Source organism: Winogradskyella costae (genome assembly GCF_013403865.1).
GTDB lineage: Bacteria > Bacteroidota > Bacteroidia > Flavobacteriales > Flavobacteriaceae > Winogradskyella > Winogradskyella costae.
In genome coordinates, this window is sequence record NZ_JABFDK010000004.1 from 149,374 (window position 1) to 168,724 (window position 19,351).

Annotated in this window: 16 protein-coding genes and 1 other RNA gene; 11 read left to right on the top strand and 6 right to left on the bottom strand. The window is 32.9% G+C overall.

All coding sequences use genetic code 11. The features are described 5' to 3' along the window. Nucleotides 1–8 precede the first annotated feature (8 nt). Nucleotides 9–1,448, bottom strand: a complete 1,440-nt coding sequence (locus HM986_RS10890) for an ATP-dependent DNA helicase (protein WP_179335119.1) — start codon at nucleotides 1,446–1,448, stop codon at nucleotides 9–11. A gap of 164 nt (nucleotides 1,449–1,612) precedes the next feature. Between HM986_RS10890 and HM986_RS10895 the strand changes: the two genes are divergently transcribed. From HM986_RS10895 to rsmD, 3 genes are read left to right on the top strand one after another with little or no spacing between them, the layout of a single operon-like run. After that, a complete protein-coding gene (locus HM986_RS10895) occupies nucleotides 1,613–2,338 on the top strand; it encodes a hypothetical protein (RefSeq protein ID WP_179335120.1) in 726 nt (241 codons plus the stop codon). Nucleotide 2,339: 1 nt separating this feature from the next. Next, nucleotides 2,340–3,146 (top strand): DUF3822 family protein, encoded by an 807-nt coding sequence (locus HM986_RS10900; RefSeq protein WP_179335121.1) that lies wholly within the window; start codon nucleotides 2,340–2,342, stop codon nucleotides 3,144–3,146. Next, entirely contained in the window at nucleotides 3,147–3,695 is a 549-nt protein-coding gene (gene rsmD / locus HM986_RS10905; RefSeq protein WP_179335122.1) for a 16S rRNA (guanine(966)-N(2))-methyltransferase RsmD, read from the top strand. Between the two features lie 56 nt (nucleotides 3,696–3,751). Here rsmD and rnpB read toward each other — a convergent pair. After that, an RNA gene (gene rnpB / locus HM986_RS10910) (RNase P RNA component class A) lies at nucleotides 3,752–4,087 on the bottom strand. A 135-nt stretch (nucleotides 4,088–4,222) separates the two neighbouring features. Here rnpB and dnaX point away from each other — a divergent pair. From dnaX to HM986_RS17885, 5 genes are all read left to right on the top strand, one after another. Continuing rightward, nucleotides 4,223–5,947, top strand: a complete 1,725-nt coding sequence (dnaX, locus tag HM986_RS10915; protein WP_179335123.1) for a DNA polymerase III subunit gamma/tau — start codon at nucleotides 4,223–4,225, stop codon at nucleotides 5,945–5,947. Between the two features lie 225 nt (nucleotides 5,948–6,172). Beyond that, entirely contained in the window at nucleotides 6,173–6,757 is a 585-nt protein-coding gene (locus HM986_RS10920) for a hypothetical protein (protein ID WP_179335124.1), read from the top strand. A 2-nt stretch (nucleotides 6,758–6,759) separates the two neighbouring features. Continuing rightward, nucleotides 6,760–7,341, top strand: a complete 582-nt coding sequence (gene miaE, locus HM986_RS10925; RefSeq protein ID WP_179335125.1) for a tRNA-(ms[2]io[6]A)-hydroxylase — start codon at nucleotides 6,760–6,762, stop codon at nucleotides 7,339–7,341. A gap of 442 nt (nucleotides 7,342–7,783) precedes the next feature. Continuing rightward, nucleotides 7,784–7,960: a hypothetical protein gene (locus HM986_RS10930; RefSeq protein WP_179335126.1), complete on the top strand. Its 177-nt coding sequence runs from the start codon at nucleotides 7,784–7,786 to the stop codon at nucleotides 7,958–7,960. A gap of 84 nt (nucleotides 7,961–8,044) precedes the next feature. Next, complete coding sequence (locus tag HM986_RS17885) at nucleotides 8,045–8,182, top strand: hypothetical protein (RefSeq protein WP_179335232.1); 138 nt, start codon at nucleotides 8,045–8,047, stop codon at nucleotides 8,180–8,182. Nucleotides 8,183–8,240: 58 nt separating this feature from the next. Here the strand turns inward: HM986_RS17885 and HM986_RS10940 are convergent, their stop codons facing one another. From HM986_RS10940 to HM986_RS10955, 4 genes are all read right to left on the bottom strand, one after another. Beyond that, the gene (locus HM986_RS10940; RefSeq protein WP_179335127.1) at nucleotides 8,241–8,771 is read right to left on the bottom strand and encodes a porin family protein; all 531 of its coding nucleotides are present in this window, start codon (nucleotides 8,769–8,771) and stop codon (nucleotides 8,241–8,243) included. Between the two features lie 102 nt (nucleotides 8,772–8,873). Further along, nucleotides 8,874–9,779 (bottom strand): Ppx/GppA phosphatase family protein, encoded by a 906-nt coding sequence (locus tag HM986_RS10945; RefSeq protein WP_179335128.1) that lies wholly within the window; start codon nucleotides 9,777–9,779, stop codon nucleotides 8,874–8,876. Nucleotides 9,780–9,781: 2 nt separating this feature from the next. After that, nucleotides 9,782–11,836: a polyphosphate kinase 1 gene (gene ppk1, locus HM986_RS10950; RefSeq protein WP_179335129.1), complete on the bottom strand. Its 2,055-nt coding sequence runs from the start codon at nucleotides 11,834–11,836 to the stop codon at nucleotides 9,782–9,784. Further along, nucleotides 11,833–12,321: a SixA phosphatase family protein gene (locus HM986_RS10955; protein WP_179335130.1), complete on the bottom strand. Its 489-nt coding sequence runs from the start codon at nucleotides 12,319–12,321 to the stop codon at nucleotides 11,833–11,835. The genes ppk1 and HM986_RS10955 overlap by 4 nt, the downstream gene beginning before the upstream one ends. A gap of 347 nt (nucleotides 12,322–12,668) precedes the next feature. Between HM986_RS10955 and HM986_RS10960 the strand changes: the two genes are divergently transcribed. Genes HM986_RS10960 through HM986_RS10970 form a run of 3 tightly spaced genes read left to right on the top strand, consistent with a single transcriptional unit; the run spans nucleotide 12,669 to nucleotide 19,350 of the window. After that, nucleotides 12,669–12,911 (top strand): hypothetical protein, encoded by a 243-nt coding sequence (locus tag HM986_RS10960; RefSeq protein WP_179335131.1) that lies wholly within the window; start codon nucleotides 12,669–12,671, stop codon nucleotides 12,909–12,911. Nucleotides 12,912–12,936: 25 nt separating this feature from the next. Continuing rightward, nucleotides 12,937–18,399 carry a DUF6923 family protein gene (locus HM986_RS10965; RefSeq protein WP_179335132.1) on the top strand — a complete coding sequence of 1,821 codons (5,463 nt, stop codon included), beginning with the start codon at nucleotides 12,937–12,939 and terminating at the stop codon, nucleotides 18,397–18,399. Nucleotides 18,400–18,414: 15 nt separating this feature from the next. Next, nucleotides 18,415–19,350, top strand: a complete 936-nt coding sequence (locus tag HM986_RS10970) for a PorP/SprF family type IX secretion system membrane protein (RefSeq protein ID WP_179335133.1) — start codon at nucleotides 18,415–18,417, stop codon at nucleotides 19,348–19,350. Nucleotide 19,351: the final 1 nt, after the last annotated feature.

Consider the following 19,351-nt stretch of genomic DNA (forward strand, 5'->3'; position numbering starts at 1 on the left):
TAACTACTTTAGTTTGATTCTTTTTCTACAAACATCTCATCCTTAAACCCAATTAAATACAGCTTTTCTTTTGCTCTTGTAATTGCTGTATACAACCACCTAATATAATCTCTATCCATACCATTTGGCAAATACGGTTGCTCTACAAAAATGGTGTTCCATTGACCACCTTGAGACTTATGGCAAGTAATTGCATACGAAAACTTGACTTGTAAAGCGTTGAAAAATTTATTGTTCTTTACTCCTAAAAAGCGCTTATATTTTGTCTCCCCTTCATAATCCTTAGAGACTTCTTGGTACAATCGGTTTGATTCTTCATAACTTAGTGAGGCACTTTCTACATCGATAGTATCTAAAAGTAGTACTGTTTCAAAAGGTGTCATATTAGGATAATCTACCATTCTTAATTTTACTTCCGCAAATCTAAAACCATATAATTCTTTGATACTAAAGATCTCTAAGACTTCAATAATATCTCCGTTGGCAATGAAACCAGCTTCACTTGTAGGTTTTAACCAAAAATAATTGTTCTTAACAACCATTAGGTAATCTCCTGCAGACAACTCCGTTTCATTAAATAAAATACGTTGTCTAATTTGTTGGTTGTATGCATTAGCGCGTTTATTACTTCTTACAATGATTGCCGTTTCTTCGTAACCATCTGCGCTATATGCATCGTTAATGGCATCCATAATTTCGTAACCATCTATTAAACGTACACTATCTGCATAACCATTTAAGTCGAATTTAAAGCTCTCGTAAAAATTAGATTCCAAAACCGCTCTAAGTTCTGTAGCGTTACTTAAAATACCTGAACCCTGTTCTTGTCTTACAACTTCATCTAACTCAATTCCTACAACATCTTTGCTGTAGTTTAAACTAAGCTTATTTTCATCTAACGCTGGACTCAAATCGGACTTCACCGGAGGCAACTGTGCTTTATCCCCTATTAATAGTAGTTTACACTCATGACCAGAATACACATACTGCATAAGATCATCTAGCAAAGAACTGCTATCAAATGATTTTGTATCTGAAGGAGTATCTGGTATCATAGAAGCTTCATCTACAATAAAAATAGTATTACGGTGCTTATTTGGTTGCATCACAAAGTTAACACCTCCTCCTTTGTCTTTTTTAGGAAAATAAATCTTTTTATGAATGGTAAAAGCCTCCTTTTTAGAGTAATTTGAAATAACCTTAGCTGCTCTACCTGTAGGAGCTAATAAAACGGCACTTTTCTTTACTTGCCATAAATTGGAAACTATAGTACCAATAATACTTGTTTTACCTGTACCTGCGTATCCTTTTAATAAGTAAATTGAATTTTTATTAGTATCAAAAATAAATTGAGACAACTGCATCAACACCATGTCTTGCTTAGAAGTAGGTGCAAATGGAAATTTAGATTTTAATAGCGAGTAGAATGCAGATGCATTAGAAATCATAGAGAGTATAAATATATAGCAAGATACTATTATTCTACCTTTTTAAAGCGCAAATTTCATTAAGTTCAATATTTTTAATGTTTTTTATTTTAGATAGTTTTAACCAACAAAAAAAAATTGTAGATTTGCGATAGACCTAATAGACTTAATAAATAAAAACTAATATGGAAGTAATTATAGCGATTGTAGTTATTATAGCATTAACCATTGGAATTGTATGGTTAATAGACAAATTTGTACCTAAAAAAATAAAACCAGTGATTAACATATTACTATGGGTCTTAATTATTTTCTTAGGCTATATAACTTACATGTCTGTTTATAAAGAAATACAATTTAACGAATTAAAACAGAAACGATTTGCTGTGGTAATTGACCGTCTTATTGACATTAGAGATGCACAATTAGCATATAAAGATGTAAATGGAACATTTACAGACAGTTTCGATAAACTAATCAGCTTTGTAGAAACTGGTAAAGTGCCAATTACACAAAGACGTGATACTTTAGTCTTAGATGAAGAGAAGACAAAAGCATTTGGTGGTGTTGAAACTATGAAAACACTCACATTAATTGATACGTTGAGTTTCTATTCTGTTAAGGACTCACTATTTAAAGGTAGTGATCGTTATAAAAAAATGATGGATGTTGGTGTTGGCAAAGAAGGCTCAAAATTCACTCTTAAAGCTGGTAAGTTAGACGAGTTCTCTGTGTTTGAAGCAAGCATTGAAAAATCTGTTGTCTTAAATGATCAAGAACCTTACTTAATTCAAAAAGAAAACCAAGTAATGTCTGTAGATGGTGTTAATGGACCAACTTTAAAAGTAGGATCTATGACCGAAGTATTCACTAAAGGAAACTGGCCAAAAAGCTACACAAATAAAGAATAGTTTGAAAATAAACGATATTAAAGAACTGTCCATTCAAATTAATTTGAATGGGCTTTCTTTTTGTATTCTAAATAGAACTCTTAATGCTGTTGAGTTTCTCAAAACCATTCCATTTGAGCAAAAAACAACTCCTGTTGAAGTTCTCAATCATTTAAAAACAGAACTCAGTAATAATACTGTTTTTTCAGAAGATTTTAATGCAGTTTTAGTAATTCATCAAAATGAACTGGCGACATTAGTTCCAGAAGAATTATATAATGTAGAGCATAAAGCGGACTACTTAAAATTTAACTCAAAGATACTGAGAAACGATTTTATAACAGAAGATGATATCTCCATAAATAAAAGTGTAAATATTTATGTACCCTATGTAAATATCAACAATTACATCTTTGATACATTTGGTGAGTTTGTTTATAAGCACTCTTCAAGTGTCCTTATAGATTCGCATTTACAACATATAGAAACTGAAGAATTTCCAACAGTCTATCTAAACATTAATAAAACAACTGTTGAAGTACTGGTCATTGAGAAAAACAAACTTCAACTCTTTAATGTTTTTGAATACTACAGTAAAGAAGATTTCATCTACTATATTTTATTTGTCTTTGAACAATTAAAACTAGACGTCGAAACTACCCATATTAAATTAAGCGGCAACGTTGAAAAGGATGATGAATTATACACTATACTTTTCACTTACGTAAGACATGTTGATTTTGTTGAAAACAACTATAAATTTTCAATTTCTAATGAGATCGATAGTCGTTATTTACATAAACATTTTTTAATTTTAAATTCCTTTTAAATGCGCATCATATCTGGATTATTTAAAGGCAGACGTATTACTGCTCCTAAAAAATTACCTGTTAGACCAACAACTGACATGGCAAAGGAAGCACTATTCAACATTTTAAATAATCAGTACTATTTTGATGATATTTCTGTATTGGATTTATTCTCTGGAACTGGAAATATTAGCTATGAATTTGCTTCAAGAGGCACCGAACAAATTACTGCTGTAGATGAAAATTTTGGTTGCATTAAGTTTATAAACGAAACTGCTGACGCTTTTGAGATGACTATCAGCACTATTAAAAGTGACGTTTTTAAATTTCTAGAAAAATCGAAGCAAAAGCATTCAATAATATTTGCTGATCCTCCTTATGATTTTGATTTGGAGGCTTTTTCTAAAATTCCTGAATTAGTATTTAAAAATGAACTTTTAGAGGACGAAGGGGTCTTAGTTGTTGAGCATTCAAAACATACCGATTTAAGTCAATTAGAACATTACTCACATTCTAAAAGCTATGGAGGTAATATGTTTAGCTTTTTCGATTATACAGCAAAAAGTTAATTCAATTAAAAAAACGATATAAAAACAAAGCTTCATGTGAAACCATGAAGCTTGTTTATTTAAGTAAATCTATAAGCCGAATTCTGTACATTTTCTTCTTAAGGAATAAATTCCTAATAAAGAAAAGCCCTTATCATTTATCTACGTTTACTGTTACCAGCAAACTTTAGCTGCCTACCCTCTAACAATCGCGCGTGTACACTCAAGCGTTAGTATACATGACATTGCACCACATAGAGTTTACCTGGTTTCACTACAGCATTACCTGTACATACTTTCTGTTGCACTTTTCCTCACCTTACGATGGATGGCTGTTAACCACTATGATTGCACTATGGTGTTCGGACTTTCCTACCCTAAATAAATTTAGAATCGATAAGGCGATCTACTTGGCGCAAAAGTACACAAATTGTTAATAACTCATGTTAAATTTCAGTCCTTATAAAGAGCTTTTAAATGGTTATTCTTAAATTTGTAATGCTCAAAAATTTGGCGTTAAAAAACACCAAATTAAATTCAGCAGTATCATGGAACATTTTGTAGTATCGGCTCGTAAATACAGACCCCAAACCTTTAAGGATGTTGTGGGTCAGCAGGCCATTACAAATACGCTACTGAATGCTATAGAAAATAATCACTTAGCCCAAGCATTATTATTTACAGGTCCTCGTGGAGTTGGGAAAACAACCTGTGCCCGTATTTTAGCTAAAATGATTAATAGTGATGAAAACACAAGCGAAGACGAAGATTTTGCTTTTAATATTTTTGAGTTAGATGCAGCGTCTAATAATGGTGTAGATCAAATAAGAGAGCTAACAGACCAAGTCCGTATCCCACCACAGGTTGGAAAATATAAAGTGTATATTATTGATGAGGTGCATATGTTATCTCAAGCCGCTTTTAATGCTTTTTTAAAGACCTTAGAAGAACCACCTAAACATTGTATTTTCATATTAGCAACGACTGAAAAGCATAAAATCATCCCAACCATACTATCGCGTTGTCAGATTTTTGATTTTAAACGTATAACGGTATCTGACGCTAAAGAATACTTAAAATATATAGCTAAAGAACAAGGTATTGATGCCGAAGATGATGCCCTTCATATTATAGCTCAAAAGGCTGATGGAGCCATGCGTGATGCTTTATCTATATTCGATCGCGTTGTTAGTTTTTCAGGTAAAAATTTAACAAGACAAGCCGTCACTGAGAATTTAAATGTTCTCGATTACGAAACCTATTTTACAAGTACCGATTTCATCTTACAAAATAAAATTCCAGATTTATTAATACAATTTAATACCATCCTTTCTAAAGGTTTTGATGGTCATCATTATATTGCTGGCCTAGCATCTCACTTTAGAGATTTGATGGTTTGTAAAAACCCTGCAACAATTCCGTTGTTAGAAGTTGGTGAAGATACCAGCCTTAAATACATGGAACAGTCGCAGAAAACAACACATACGTTTCTAATGGAAGGCATTCGATTAGCAAATGATTGCGATTTAAAATATAAGACTAGTAAAAATCAACGCTTACTCGTTGAGTTAACACTTATGCAACTTGCCTCTATCACTTTTGATGGAGAAAAAAAAAATCTTAAGCACTTCATAATTCCTCCGTCGTATTTTAAAGCGAGAGGCATTACACCTATTCCTGTTACACAACCGAAAACAGATGTTAAACTATCTGAAAACCCTGTTGCTACAAAACCAATCGAGGCAAAGAAAGAACCGGTTTCTGTAGTGGCAGAACCTTTAACTATTCCTAAAATATCTATAAATCAACCTAAAAAATCAACTTCAGGCTTATCCTTAAGAAGTATAAGAGAAAAGAAGGAGCATCAATTACGCCAAATGGAAGTGGTTATTGATGAAGAAAACCTTCCTAAAGAGCCTGTAACACAAGAAGCCTTAAGTGAAGCATGGAGACTTTACACCGAACAGATGGACAAGAAAGGTGAAAAAATTATGGCGTCTATTTTACAAATGGATCACCCTAAATTAGAAGGCACTACACTTTACTTAACGTATTCTAATAACACTAATAAGATTGAGTTAGAAAGGGCAGAATTTCCTTTAATGGCTTTTTTGAAGAAAAAATTACTTAATTACGATCTTAAATTAGATATCACAGTTAACGAAGAGGTTGCAAAAAAATATGCTTTCACACCTTTAGAAAAATACGAAAAGTTAAAAGAAAAAAACCCTAATATTGAAGTGTTGCGACAGATGTTTGGGTTAGATGTTTAAACAACAAGCAGTTTAAAAAATCAGAACGCATGAAAAAAAATTTACCTTTAATTGTTATTATTGCCAGCGCTGTTTTAATTGTTTTCAATTTTATATTCTCAGAGAAATTTGACCGTGGGTTTTGGATGTCATCACTCTCTAGTGTTTTGATTATTATATCGATGGCATTGACAATTAGAGAACGAAATAAGAATAATTAAATAGGTGGTTTTAAAATTCAAACAGATGAAACATTTATTAGGACTTTTAATAATTATTATAATTGGCTTTACAAGCTGCGAAGGTCGAAAAACACAAAGTCAAGCCCTATATGAGAGTATTGCCGAATTCAAAAAAACAGTAACTTTTGAAACCAATATTTATATTCCTGAAAACTACTTAGAACACCAAGTAGACACCTTGATGAGCAATGGTTTTAGAGTAAAAATAAAAACCTATTCTGATATGACTAAGGACGTTCTTTTTTCGAATATAAAAGACACTATTAATTATCAAACCCATTATAGAAATTTCAAATTTGATATTCGTGTTGAAAAAGAAGGCCAACTAATTTTTGAAGAAAGCTTTGATAAACAAAAAGCAAATAAACTATTTGGTTATCGAGATGACTTCGCATCAGACTCTCCTTTTTATAATTTTGATAAATTAGCCATCTTACACTCTATACAAGTAGATGATGAACCTTCACTAAAAAACAAAGTACTTATAGATGTAATGTATGCGATACCAGAAACTAATCGCACTGCGCTACACACGCTATTTGTTAATGATAACGGCACTATTAATATGGTACATGTAACACAAAACTAATTATGTTAGGACTAAAATTACCAACCGATCCAAGATGGGTAAATATCGTTGAAAAGAATATTGAAGATATTCTAACCGATCATGCCTATTGTGAGCAAAAAGCAGCAAGTACGGCTATTTCATTAATAGTGGGTTTTCCAGAATACACGGATTTGGTACAAGAAATGATAGCTTTAGTAGAGGAAGAAATGAGCCATTTTAAAATGGTACACGATAGGATTTTAGAAAACGGTTGGACACTTGGTAGAGATCGTAAAGATGACTATGTACTTGCGCTTATAAAATTTTTTCCTAAAGGAGGCAGTAGAACGACGCAATTAGTTCACAGATTACTATATGCAGCCTTAATTGAAGCACGAAGTTGTGAGCGGTTTAGATTATTATCTGAAGAATTAGAAGATAAAAAGTTAGCCAAATTTTACCGTAAATTGATGATTAGCGAGGCTGGACATTACACCATGTTTTTAAATTTCGCTAGACAATATGGGGACCGAAAAGACGTGGATGAAAAATGGGAACAACTTCTTGACTATGAAGCTAGTATTATGAAAAACTTAGGAGATAAGGAAACTATTCATGGGTAATTATGTCGGTTTACAAAGCTTATGACCTTATTTTTTAAAAAAAATCTACTTTGTTTTTCTTTTATTATCACCAATGTCTTATTCTCAAGATGACGCTTTGTTAAGTAACTGACACTTAAAATCGGTAATAAAAAATGGTATTATATATAACAATGTTATAATAATTTTTCTATTGCTTTTACAGATACTAATTACTTAGAGTTTTCCGCCTCATATTGTGTAGCGTATAGTGCGCAGTCTATAGATTCACCTAGTATAATATTAGGACCAGAAGGGTACCGTTTTTTTTGATCAATTTCCTTTAATGGTAGAAGAGTCTATAACACATTTAATGCAATTATTATATTTATCAAAGTAATGGCGATGAATTAATATTGAAAGCTTTACTCCAGCTACAAATGTTTGTCAACAACCTAGTGACTTTGAAAATGCTTGTTTTTCAATGTTTAACGATGACTCTACTAATACATTTGGTTCCGAAATTATCATTAATGGTGAGAACTTAATCCTAATTAGTATTTCTGATGACGGAGGTCGCTCTACCAATGACAATAGTAAAGTTTTAAGTTTGAGTAAGGAAGTACTTTCAATGAATGATTTTGATTATAATGCTAATTAAATAAGCATTGTAAAGAATACTGTTGAAGACCAATTATTGTTAAACGTAACTGATAACTTATTATTTTAAAATTTAAAATATACCATATTCAATTTAGAAGGAAAACTGATATTTACATCAGAATTTACCAAGGCAAACATGGATGCAAACCACTTATTATCTGATGTTTATTTCATAAATATTAATGATAGCAACAAAACATTATCCACCTTAAAATTTTAAAAAAAAATAAAGCCTCAACATCTGTTAAGGCTTATATATTATTTGAAGTAATTTCGTTTTATAATTTGATTCCAAAACCAAATTGAATCACATGGTTTTTAGCTTCAACATCTGTTAAATCCTCATCTAAGATATTAGTAATTCCATAATAATATCTTGCATCCAAGAACAACTCATCAGTAATCATATACTCTACCCCTGCAACTCCAGAAAACACAAATGTTGAGAAGGCATCTTCATATTCCCATGTTTTTAAAGCGATCTGAGGACCAACACCTAATAAAAGGTTATCTGAAATTGAGAACCTAAGAAGGATAGGTAATTTAAGATAATCTGCTCTAAGGTTTCTTTCTTTAGCACCCTCTGCAGACCATTGTAATTCTGTTAATAATGATAAATTATCAGACAAGCTAAAGTCGGCAAAACCAGCAAAGGCAAAACCATTTCTATGTTCGTTATCAAAATTAGCATCAGGATCAAAGTCTAGATTAGACACATTTAGAGCGCCTCTAACACCATATAAAATATCCTGAGACATTCCTACAGACGTAAACGCAACAAACAACAAAGCAACTACATATTTTTTCATAATTTTCAATTTGAGACTACGAATATAAATTAAATAATAATTTCATATCAATTAATAGGTCTATATAGTAAAAAATCGGATAAATGGATTAATTACAACAAATTATACCACCACACTAGACACCGTTTCATAATACATACTTTTAATTATACCATCTGATAGCCCTATTTTTGGTACATAGATATCTTTTGCTCCACTCCATTTCATCGCGGACAAGTAAATTCGGGTTGCTGGTATTATAACATCTGCTCTATCTTGATTAAGATTTAACTTGGTGATACGCTCCTCATAAGAATAATTTTGAAGCATCTTATAGTAGCTCGTTAAATAGAAATAAGTTAATGGCTTACCAATATCTTTTCCTGAAATTTTAAAAATCTTGTTGATGTTACCACCAGATCCAATCAATTCTATTTTCTCATATTTTTTAGTATTGTCTTTAATCCAATACTCTAATTCTCTCCAAGTTTCACTCTTCACAATATCGTTTAATAGCCTTACAGTTCCTATTTTAAATGATCTTGACATTTTCTTATCACCATTATGTATTATAGAAAACTCGGTACTCCCCCCTCCAACATCTACATAAAGGTAAGTTTTATTGGGGTTTATAAAAGATTGCAGATCTGTTGCCGCAATAATAGCGGCTTCTTCTTCCCCATCAATGGTTTCTATACTAATTCCGCAAGTTTCAAGAATTTTTTCAGATAGCGGTGCACTGTTTTTAGCCTCTCGCATCGCAGATGTTGCACAGGCTTTATAACGCGTTACTCCATGAGACTTTATAATTAGACTAAAAGCTTTCATGGTATCTATCATTCGTTCTTGATTGTACTCTGATATTTCACCTTTTAGAAACACATCTGCCCCTAATCTAATAGGCACACGAACTAATGAATTCTTTTTAAAAATTGTAGGCTCGTCATCTTGTTCTATAATGTTAGAAATTAATAACCTTACGGCATTCGATCCTATATCTATAGCTGCAAACTTCTGTATCTTCAACATACTTATCCTTCTAATTTATTTAAGTAATACTTATAGGTATCAAATTGTGCCCTTACTTTTGGGTTATTATTTCTACTATAGGTATTGTCTTGATTTTCATTAATAATACGTGCTTTTACGTTATCGTTCCAGCAAATATCAAATAAATCTTTTAATTCTTCTTTGATATCTTCATCATAAATAGGACAGCTAACTTCAACTCTATTATCGATATTTCTAGTCATCCAATCTGCAGAAGAAATATAAATTATAGGATCGCTTTGATTCGAAAAAATATACAATCGTGTATGTTCTAAAAATTTATCAATTATGCTGATAATTTCAATATTTTCGCTCATACCTTTAATTCCCGGCACCAAACAACACAGCCCCCTAACAATCATCTGTATTTTTACACCAGCCCTACTTGCCTCATATAACTTATCTATCATTTTATAGCTACTAACACTATTCATTTTAAGCTTAATATAAGCTGGTTTACCGTTTTTAGCACTTTCGATTTCTTTATCTATTAAAGCAAACAATTTGGACTTAGTGTAGTGTGGAGAAGTGATAAGATGTTTATATCTGTTAATTTTGTAATTCACTTCAAAAAAGTCGAATACCTTATTTACCTCTTTCAAGATTTTTGAATTTGCTGTCATTAAGGTAAAGTCTGTATAAATTTTTGCCGTAGATTCATTAAAATTTCCTGTGCTTATAAATCCATATCTCACTAATCGATCGTCTTCCTCTCGTTCAATAACACACATTTTACAATGCACCTTTAAACCCGTAACACCAAAAAACATTTTAATGCCTTCGTCTTGCATTTGTTCTGCATAATTAATATTGGCAGCTTCATCAAAACGTGCTCTAAGCTCTATGGACACTGTAACTTTTTTACCATTCTTAGCTGCGTTAATTAATGAACTGGCAACATGAGAGATTTGAGCTAATCTATAAATTGTGATTTTTATAGTTTTAACTTGTGGATCTAAAGCTGCTTCTCGTAAAAATTTCACGATATAAGAAAAGGTATGGTAAGGTGTGTACACCAAATAATCCTTCTTAGCAATAGTTCTAAAAATACTATCTTCTAAACTCAACCCTTTAACAGGTAGTGGTTTAATCTTTGCATAAAGTAAATCAGTCCTTCCTAAACTAGGAAAACTCATATAATCCCTACGATTGTGATATCTACCTCCTGGAATAAGACTCTCCTTTTCATCAACAGCCATCAATTTAAGAAGAAAATTCAGAGTTTCCTCTTCTATATTCATATCATAAACGAAGCGTACAGGATCTCCACTTTGCCTATCTTTTACGCTCTCTGAGAGTTTATCGATAAAACTTTTGCTCAAATCACTATCAAAATCTAATTCACCATCTCTCGTTATCTTTATCATATGAGCACTAATGCTATCATATTTAAAGATATTGAAAATATCATCTAAACAATATCTTAAGATATCATCTACCATAATAATATAGTTGTTACCATTTTTACTAGGCAACACAACAAAACGATCCATTGCCGTAGAAATCTCAATCAATGCGACTTGGTCTTTACCATGTTCACTAGACATTTTTACCGTTAAATAAGCAGAAATATCCATAAGTTCTGGCAGTGCAACATCTTCATTAAGCATTATTACTACTAATGCTGGACTTATCTCTTGAAAAAAATAATTCTTGATAAATTCATGATGCTCATCATCAATTTCGGTTTCATTAATGACATAAATATTCTCATTTTGAAGCTCTATATCAATCTCGTCTAAAATCTTTAAACTATAACTTTGTTGTTCGATAACAATTTTAGTTATTTCTTCTAAAAGATCACCCGCTTTGATTCCTCCTAATTCAGATTTACCTCCCTTGCCTGCTTCATAAATACGCTTTACAGTTGCATATCTAACTTTAAAAAATTCATCTAAATTATTAGAGAAAATACCCAAGAAACGTAATCGTTCTATCAATGGCACATCTTTGTCCGCAGCTTCTTGCAAAACCCGCTCATTAAATTTTAACCAACTTAATTCTCTATTGATATAAATGTTTTTGTCTTTTGTCATTCTCTTAAATCCTTTGGAATTATAATAAATTCTGTAGTTCCTTGTTTTAGGTCTTTCCAATCTTCAATATCAAAATTTAATTTTATTAAACCACTTGTAGGAAGATTATCTATTAATGTATCCCCAAATATATTAGAAATTGACGTGAAAGCATGATTGTGACCAAAAATCATAACCTCTTTTAATTCACTTGATAAACCTTTTATAAACTCAATTACATTTCTACCATCAAAATCATAGAGTTTTTCATCAATAATAACCTGATTTTTAGATAAATTAAGTCCATCCATAAAGATTTCGCAAGTGCTTAGTGCTCTATTTGCTGAACTTGAGAATATAGCATTAGGCACATAACCTCTCTTTTTAAGGTCTTTTACAACGCGTTTAGAATCCTCTATACCTCTTTGTTTCAAAGGCCTATCATGATCTATAACATCATATTCCCAAGATGATTTACCATGTCTTACTAGTGTAATAGTTTTCATATTTTATCGACTAAGTGTAATTATTTTCGACAAAACGTTGCGTATGTCCGTTTTGACGAGTATATTGCCGCTTCAACTTTAATATTTGCCTATGAATTTAGTTATAAGTTATTTTGCTTTGTAAAATTAATGTAAAACACCCCAAATTAAAAAACTATATTAATAAATCCATGTTTTGGTATTTAACCACCAAAAATCCCTCCCTCTATATATTTTGATTGCCCAATTGAACATAAATATATGTTTGATAAATGATTGATGTACTATATTATCAAAAAGAAAGACATCGCTAAGCGAACCATAAAATTTGTTAATCAATTTTAAATATGAAAATAATTTTACCTATAATGTTTATTACGTCAGGGTTTTCATCATCAAGTAAACTAGACTTTAAGCTATCTGATGCTAGTAATACGACTGATGACCTTGAACTAGCTTCAATCTATTTTTATTCAACAACATTTGACATTACAGAGAAAGGCAATTATTTAAATACAAATATTCACACCAACCATAATAAAAAATCAAACTATTTTCACAGCCATATTCCAACTTATATAACTCAAAATCATATTTTAAAGCAATCATAACCTGATTAACTTAAAAAAGCTTAAGATGAAACATTTATACAATCCCAAATCTAAAACACCTCGTAAACCTCTAATGAGATTGGTGTTTATCATGACTCTAGTTATGGTCAATTTTTATTCTTTTGGTCAAGCTATCTTGCCACTAAATAAAAAAGGATCAAAAACCCAACAGGTTTATTCAGAAACTTTTACTTCCACAAATGCGGACTTACTACATAAGGATTCAAATTATACGGATTTACAAAAAGCAAACATAGGTGAAGCAAATATTCCTTTCAATTGTGAAGATGGTTTTGGATATATTCTAACAAACGTACTAAGTGCTAATGGACGTGTTACTGGATTATATACATTTGATCTATCTACAAATTCACTCAATGTAATTAAAGACCCAATTATCTCAACTACTACAACCTCTCAGTTCGTTAATGCTATTGGTTACAATGTTCTCGATAATTATTTATATGGTTTATTGCAACGCAGTAATCAAGTGGTTAAAATTGATAGTAATGGAGATATAGAATTATTAACTGTTACTGGCTTAACTGATTTTACTAGCAATAATTATGCGGCTGGAGACATCGATGAAAATGGTATTCTATATATATATGGAAGCAACAAATTTGTATCAATTGACTTAAATCCATCTAGTACAAATTACCTAGTTGCCAATATTGTATTACAGCATTCTAATTCTTTTAATGATATGGCATTTAGTCCTATCAACAATAAATTATACATGCTAAGAGGGTCAGGATCAAGATCCTTGTATGAGTTCGACCCTGTTGCTAATACAATTACTAATATAGGAAGTGTCTCAGGCCTGCAATCTGAATCTTCTGATTCATTTGGTACTGCTTACATGGATGCTTTAGGTAATATGTATGTTGCAAATAATGAGTCTGGAAATACATATAAAATTACAACACCTCATTTAGGAGGTACAACAGCTACTTTCTATAGCAATTTGCCAGGCGTAAGTCCTGGTGACGGTGCACGTTGCCCTTCACAGCCAACAAAACCAATAGCTATTGCTGATGATGTTTGTATTACTTCTGACACTACCAATGTTACGCTTAACGTCGCTAATAATGATTCTGAAGGTACATACCCAATTGATCCAAATTCTGTACAACTTATTGACCCTAACACGTCGTTACCATCTAACAGTGTAACCGTTTCTGGTCAAGGTACTTTTACATTAGGTTCAAATGGAGACGTTACGTTTCAAGCTTTAACTAGCTTTACAGGTGCCTCTGTTGAGTATACAATTTTAGATGTCATAGGTTTTACTTCGACACCAGGAGTTATAACTATTAACTTAAACGATACAGAAGCACCAACAGGCTCAACAACTCAAGAATTTTGTGAAAGTGAAAACGCAACTGTAGCTAATTTAGTAGCTTCAGGAAGCAATATTATTTGGTATCCAAATGCAAATAGTGATACCCCATTAAATTCAGATGCATCATTAAGCGATGGAGATATCTATTATGCATCTCAAACAAGTTCGGCAGGCTGTGAAAGTACCGAGAGATTAGCTGTTACAGTTAATTACAGTGCTGAAATCGCTTTAGTTTCTCAACAAGAAACAAGCTGTACCGTTGTCAATGGAACCTTATACACTATTGAAGCTACATTTACTGGTACAGCACCATTTACAGCTTCTGGAGATGGACAACCAGGTACTTTTACAGATAACAATGACGGCACAACAACTTGGGTCTCTAGCCCTATTGAAAGTGTGGTTGAAACCTATAATGTAACGATTAACGATAATTGCAGTTCACTAATATTAACAGGAGCTTCTCCTGCTGATTGCTTAAACACTCCTTTTGATTGTGACAATGGATTTGCCTACATTATTGTTAATCAAAGAGATAACCAAAACAATCGTGTTTCAGGGTTATACTCTTATGATTTAGCAACACATGCCCAAACTTTAATTAAAGCTCCATTGATAACAGACACTTCTGTGTCTCAATTCGTAAATGGTATTGGTTACAATATTTTAGATAATAATATTTATGGAGTTCAACAAAATACTAATAACATCGTAAAAATTGATGCCTCTGCTAATGTGGAATTTCTACCTATAGTAGGCCCGTTTACTATTGGAGATTACAGCTCTGGTGATATTAATGAAAATGGTATTCTGTTTCTATATGGTGAAGGCAAATTTGTATCTATTGATTTAAATCCTTCTAGCCCAAACTATTTAACGTCAACAACATTGCTAAATTACAATGTTGCGATAAACGATATCGTAGTTAGCCCTGCAGATAGTAATATTTACATGGTTACGAGCACAAATATTAGAAAGTTATTACGTTTTAACGTTGCTACTAATACAATAGACGACCTTGGTGCAATTACCGGATTAAGTTCAGAAACGTCTAACTCTTTTGGAACGGCATATATGGATGCTCTTGGAAATATGTACATTGCAAACAATGATTCAGGAAATATTTATAGAATAGCATTACCACATACAGGAAATTTAATAGCGACAAATCATGCTGATTTAATTGATATTGAACCAGGAGATGGAGCGCGTTGTCCTTCACAGTTAATTATACCTGAGGCAGATGATGACTTTATTTGTGCTACTTCTGAGGAAATAGAGGCTGTAATAGAAATTAATATTTTAGATAATGATTCTGCAGGAACTTATAATATAGATGTAACTGGGGTACAGTTTATCGATCCTGTAACATTATTACCAAGTACTACTGTTACAATTTCTGGTCAAGGAACATTTACAGTAAGTAGTGATGGTATTGTATCATTTGAAGCAGTATCTAGTTTTTCTGGAACTTCTGTAGACTATATTATCACAGATGTTATTGGAACACCATCGATTCCAGCAACTATTACGGTTAGTTTAAATACAACTGATGCTCCTACCGGTGATGTAAATCAAGAATTTTGCGAATCTAGTAATCCAGCTGTTGCAGACTTAAATGTTACAGGTGAATCAATTCAATGGTATGTAAGTGAAAACGAAACAACTCCTATTAATCCTTCTGAGGCTTTAATAGATGGGAACACTTATTATGCGACACAAACTTCTGCTGAAGGTTGTGAGAGTTTAGATCGATTAGCAGTAACCGTAAGCTTGAATCCTGATGTAACTTTGGTAACTGCAGAAGTAACATTATGTTCAGATGATAATACAACATATACTATTGTAGCAACATTTACCGGTTCAGCACCATTTACGGCTACTGGAAATGGGCAGCCTGGTACTTGGATCTCTAACAATGATGACTCTTTTACCTGGACATCAGACGCTATTCCTTCAGACCAACCTTATAACGTAGTAATAACAGATGAAATTTCTTGTAATACCATTACACTATCGGGTGAAGCGGCTATCTGCTGTGAATTTATAGTAAGCTGCCCTACTTTCGAGGAAACTACTGTAGCTTGTTATGGAGAGTTACCTTCTGAAACGTCTTATACGATTGAAGAATTTGAAGCCTTAGGCAATGCAGATGGAATTATAGGTGATGATGCTTGTGGGATCATAGAGATTACTGCTCTAAATAGCAGCGATGAAAACACATGTAATCAAGTTATTACACGTACCTATACTATTATCTCTTATGAAGATACGAATGGAAATGGATTGCGCGATGGAAATGAGTCTACAGTTTTAAATAGTACAGAATGCACACAATCTATTACAATAAACGATACTGTTGCACCATCATTTACTGTGCCTGCAGATGTCACTATTGAATGTGATGGAGATGTAACAGACTTAACCATTACTGGAGATGTTACAGATGAAGCTGATAATTGTACCACTGCTCTTGAGGCTACCTTTATAGATACCTTGACTGAAGGTTCTTGTCCTAGCTTATCAGTTATTTCTAGAGCTTGGTCTTTAACAGATGATTGTGATAATACAACAACTCTTATTCAGACTATCACTATTCAAGATACCACGGCGCCGACGTTTACTGGTCCTGCAGATATCACAATTGAATGTGATGTTGATGTAACAGACTTAACCATTACTGGTGATATTACAGATGAAGACGATAATTGTGCTGCTGATCTTGAGGCTACTTATACAGATAGCGTTGAAGAAGGGACTTGTCCTGGCTCATCAGTAATTACTAGAACATGGACCTTAGCGGACGACTGCAACAATGCAACAACTCATATCCAAACAATTACCGTTCAAGATGCAACTGCCCCAACATTTAGCGTTCCTGCTGACATAACTATTGAATGTGATGTAGATGTTTCAGACCTCTCAATTACAGGTGATGTCACTGACGAAACTGACAATTGTGCTACCGCTCTTGAAGCTACTTATTCTGATAGTGTTGAAGACGGAACTTGTCCAAGTGCGTCTGTTATTACTAGAACATGGTCTTTAACTGATGATTGTGATAATACCACAACATTTGTTCAAACTATTACAGTACAAGATACTACGGCACCATTATTTAATGAAACGTTACCAACAGATATAGTTGCAGAGTGTGACGCTGTACCAACAGCAGAAACATTAACCGCATCTGATAACTGTGGAAATGCAGAAGTCAGCTTCTTAGAGGAAATAACTGATGGTTCTTGTATGGGAGATTATATTATTGAGCGTACATGGACTGCAACAGATGCTTGTGGAAATGACGCTGTACATACACAGATCATCAGTGTACAAGATAACACCGCACCGACTTCAGTAACTGCTTTTGATGCGACAGTAAATGTCTTCTGTGATAACATTCCTGAAGTGCCAAGCTTAGTATTTGAAGATTCTTGTTCAAGTGATATTGAGGTTAGTTTTATTGAAGAATCAACACAAACTAATAACTCAGAAAATTATGATATTATTAGAACATGGACTGTGACCGATGATTGTGGCAACGAAGCCCTATTTACACAAACGGTTATAGTACAACTAGCCAATACAATGCAAGTAACAGACGCAAATCGTTGTATTGAAGATTCTGAATTTGATTTATTCGACCTATTATCTGGTGACTTTGATAGTAACGGAACTTGGAGTGTAGTTTCGGGTAATGCCACTGTCAATGGTAGCTTATTTGATCCATCTTCTGCTGAAGTTGGAGAGTATACCTTTATGTACTCGATTACTGATGCTGCGTGTCCTGCGGATATTGAAGTTAATGTCACTTTAGATGATGATTGTGTTGTATTAGCATGTGGTGAAGATGATGTTGTTATATCTAAAACAGTAACAGCAAATGGAGATGCTTACAATGAAACATTTACAATTTCGGGTATTGAAGACTGTGGATTTGTAATTGAGCTTCAAATATTCAACCGTTGGGGTGCTGAGATTTATAAATCTAACAATTACTTAAATGATTGGCGAGGTGAAGCACACAGTTCTTCAATTGGAAGTTCTGGAAAAGTCCCTACTGGTACATATTATTACATTATTAACCTAAAAAATAGTGGATTAGAGCCATTTGCTGGTCCTATCTACGTAGCAACAAATTAACAAAAAACTTAACCAATGAAGTTATCAAAAATTATAAGTATTGCGATACTATTTTTGAGTGTTTCTACAGCTTTTGCTCAGCAGTTACCTCAATTTACGCAGTATATGTTCAACACTATTTCTATCAATCCTGCATATGCAGGAAGCAGAGAAACGCTTAGTGTAGTAGGTTTACACAGAAGTCAATGGGTTGGTTTAGATGGTGGACCAGAAACACAAACCCTGTCAGTTCATTCTCCATTACGTAACGAAAACATGGGGTTAGGAATTTCCTTTATCAATGATAAACTAGGTTATGAGAATTTCTCATACCTCTATGCAGATTACTCTTACACGATTAAAGCAAGTGAAACTGTAAAATTAGCCTTTGGTATTAAAGGTGGACTTACACATTACAGCTTAGATGAAGAATTATTAAATGATCCTTCTGTAATCAGTGATCAGTTTTTTAATGACGTATCAAACCGTTGGAGCCCAAACTTTGGTGCTGGTTTATATTTACATTCGTCACGTTGGTATCTTGGGCTATCTGCACCAAGAATATTAAATACCGACTATAATAATGGCGGAAGTGGTTCTGTTGATTATGTCGCTTTAGAACGCATTAGTTATTATGCGACTGGGGGCTATGTTTTTGATCTAAGTGAAAACACAAAATTAAAGCCATCTGTATTATTAAAAGCTACAAATGGTGCTCCGTTATCATTTGATGTCTCTGCAAACTTCTTATTCCATGATAAAGTTTGGTTAGGAGGTGCTTATAGAGTTAACCAAAATGCAGCAGCAATTGGTGGTATAGCTGATTTTCAAGTCTCAAAACAATTGAGAGTCGGTTATGCTTATGAATATCCAATTTCAGACATAAGACCCTACACTAGTGGTACACACGAAGTATTATTAATGTTCGAAGTCTTTAAAAGTAAACGTATTAAATCGCCTAGATATTTCTAAA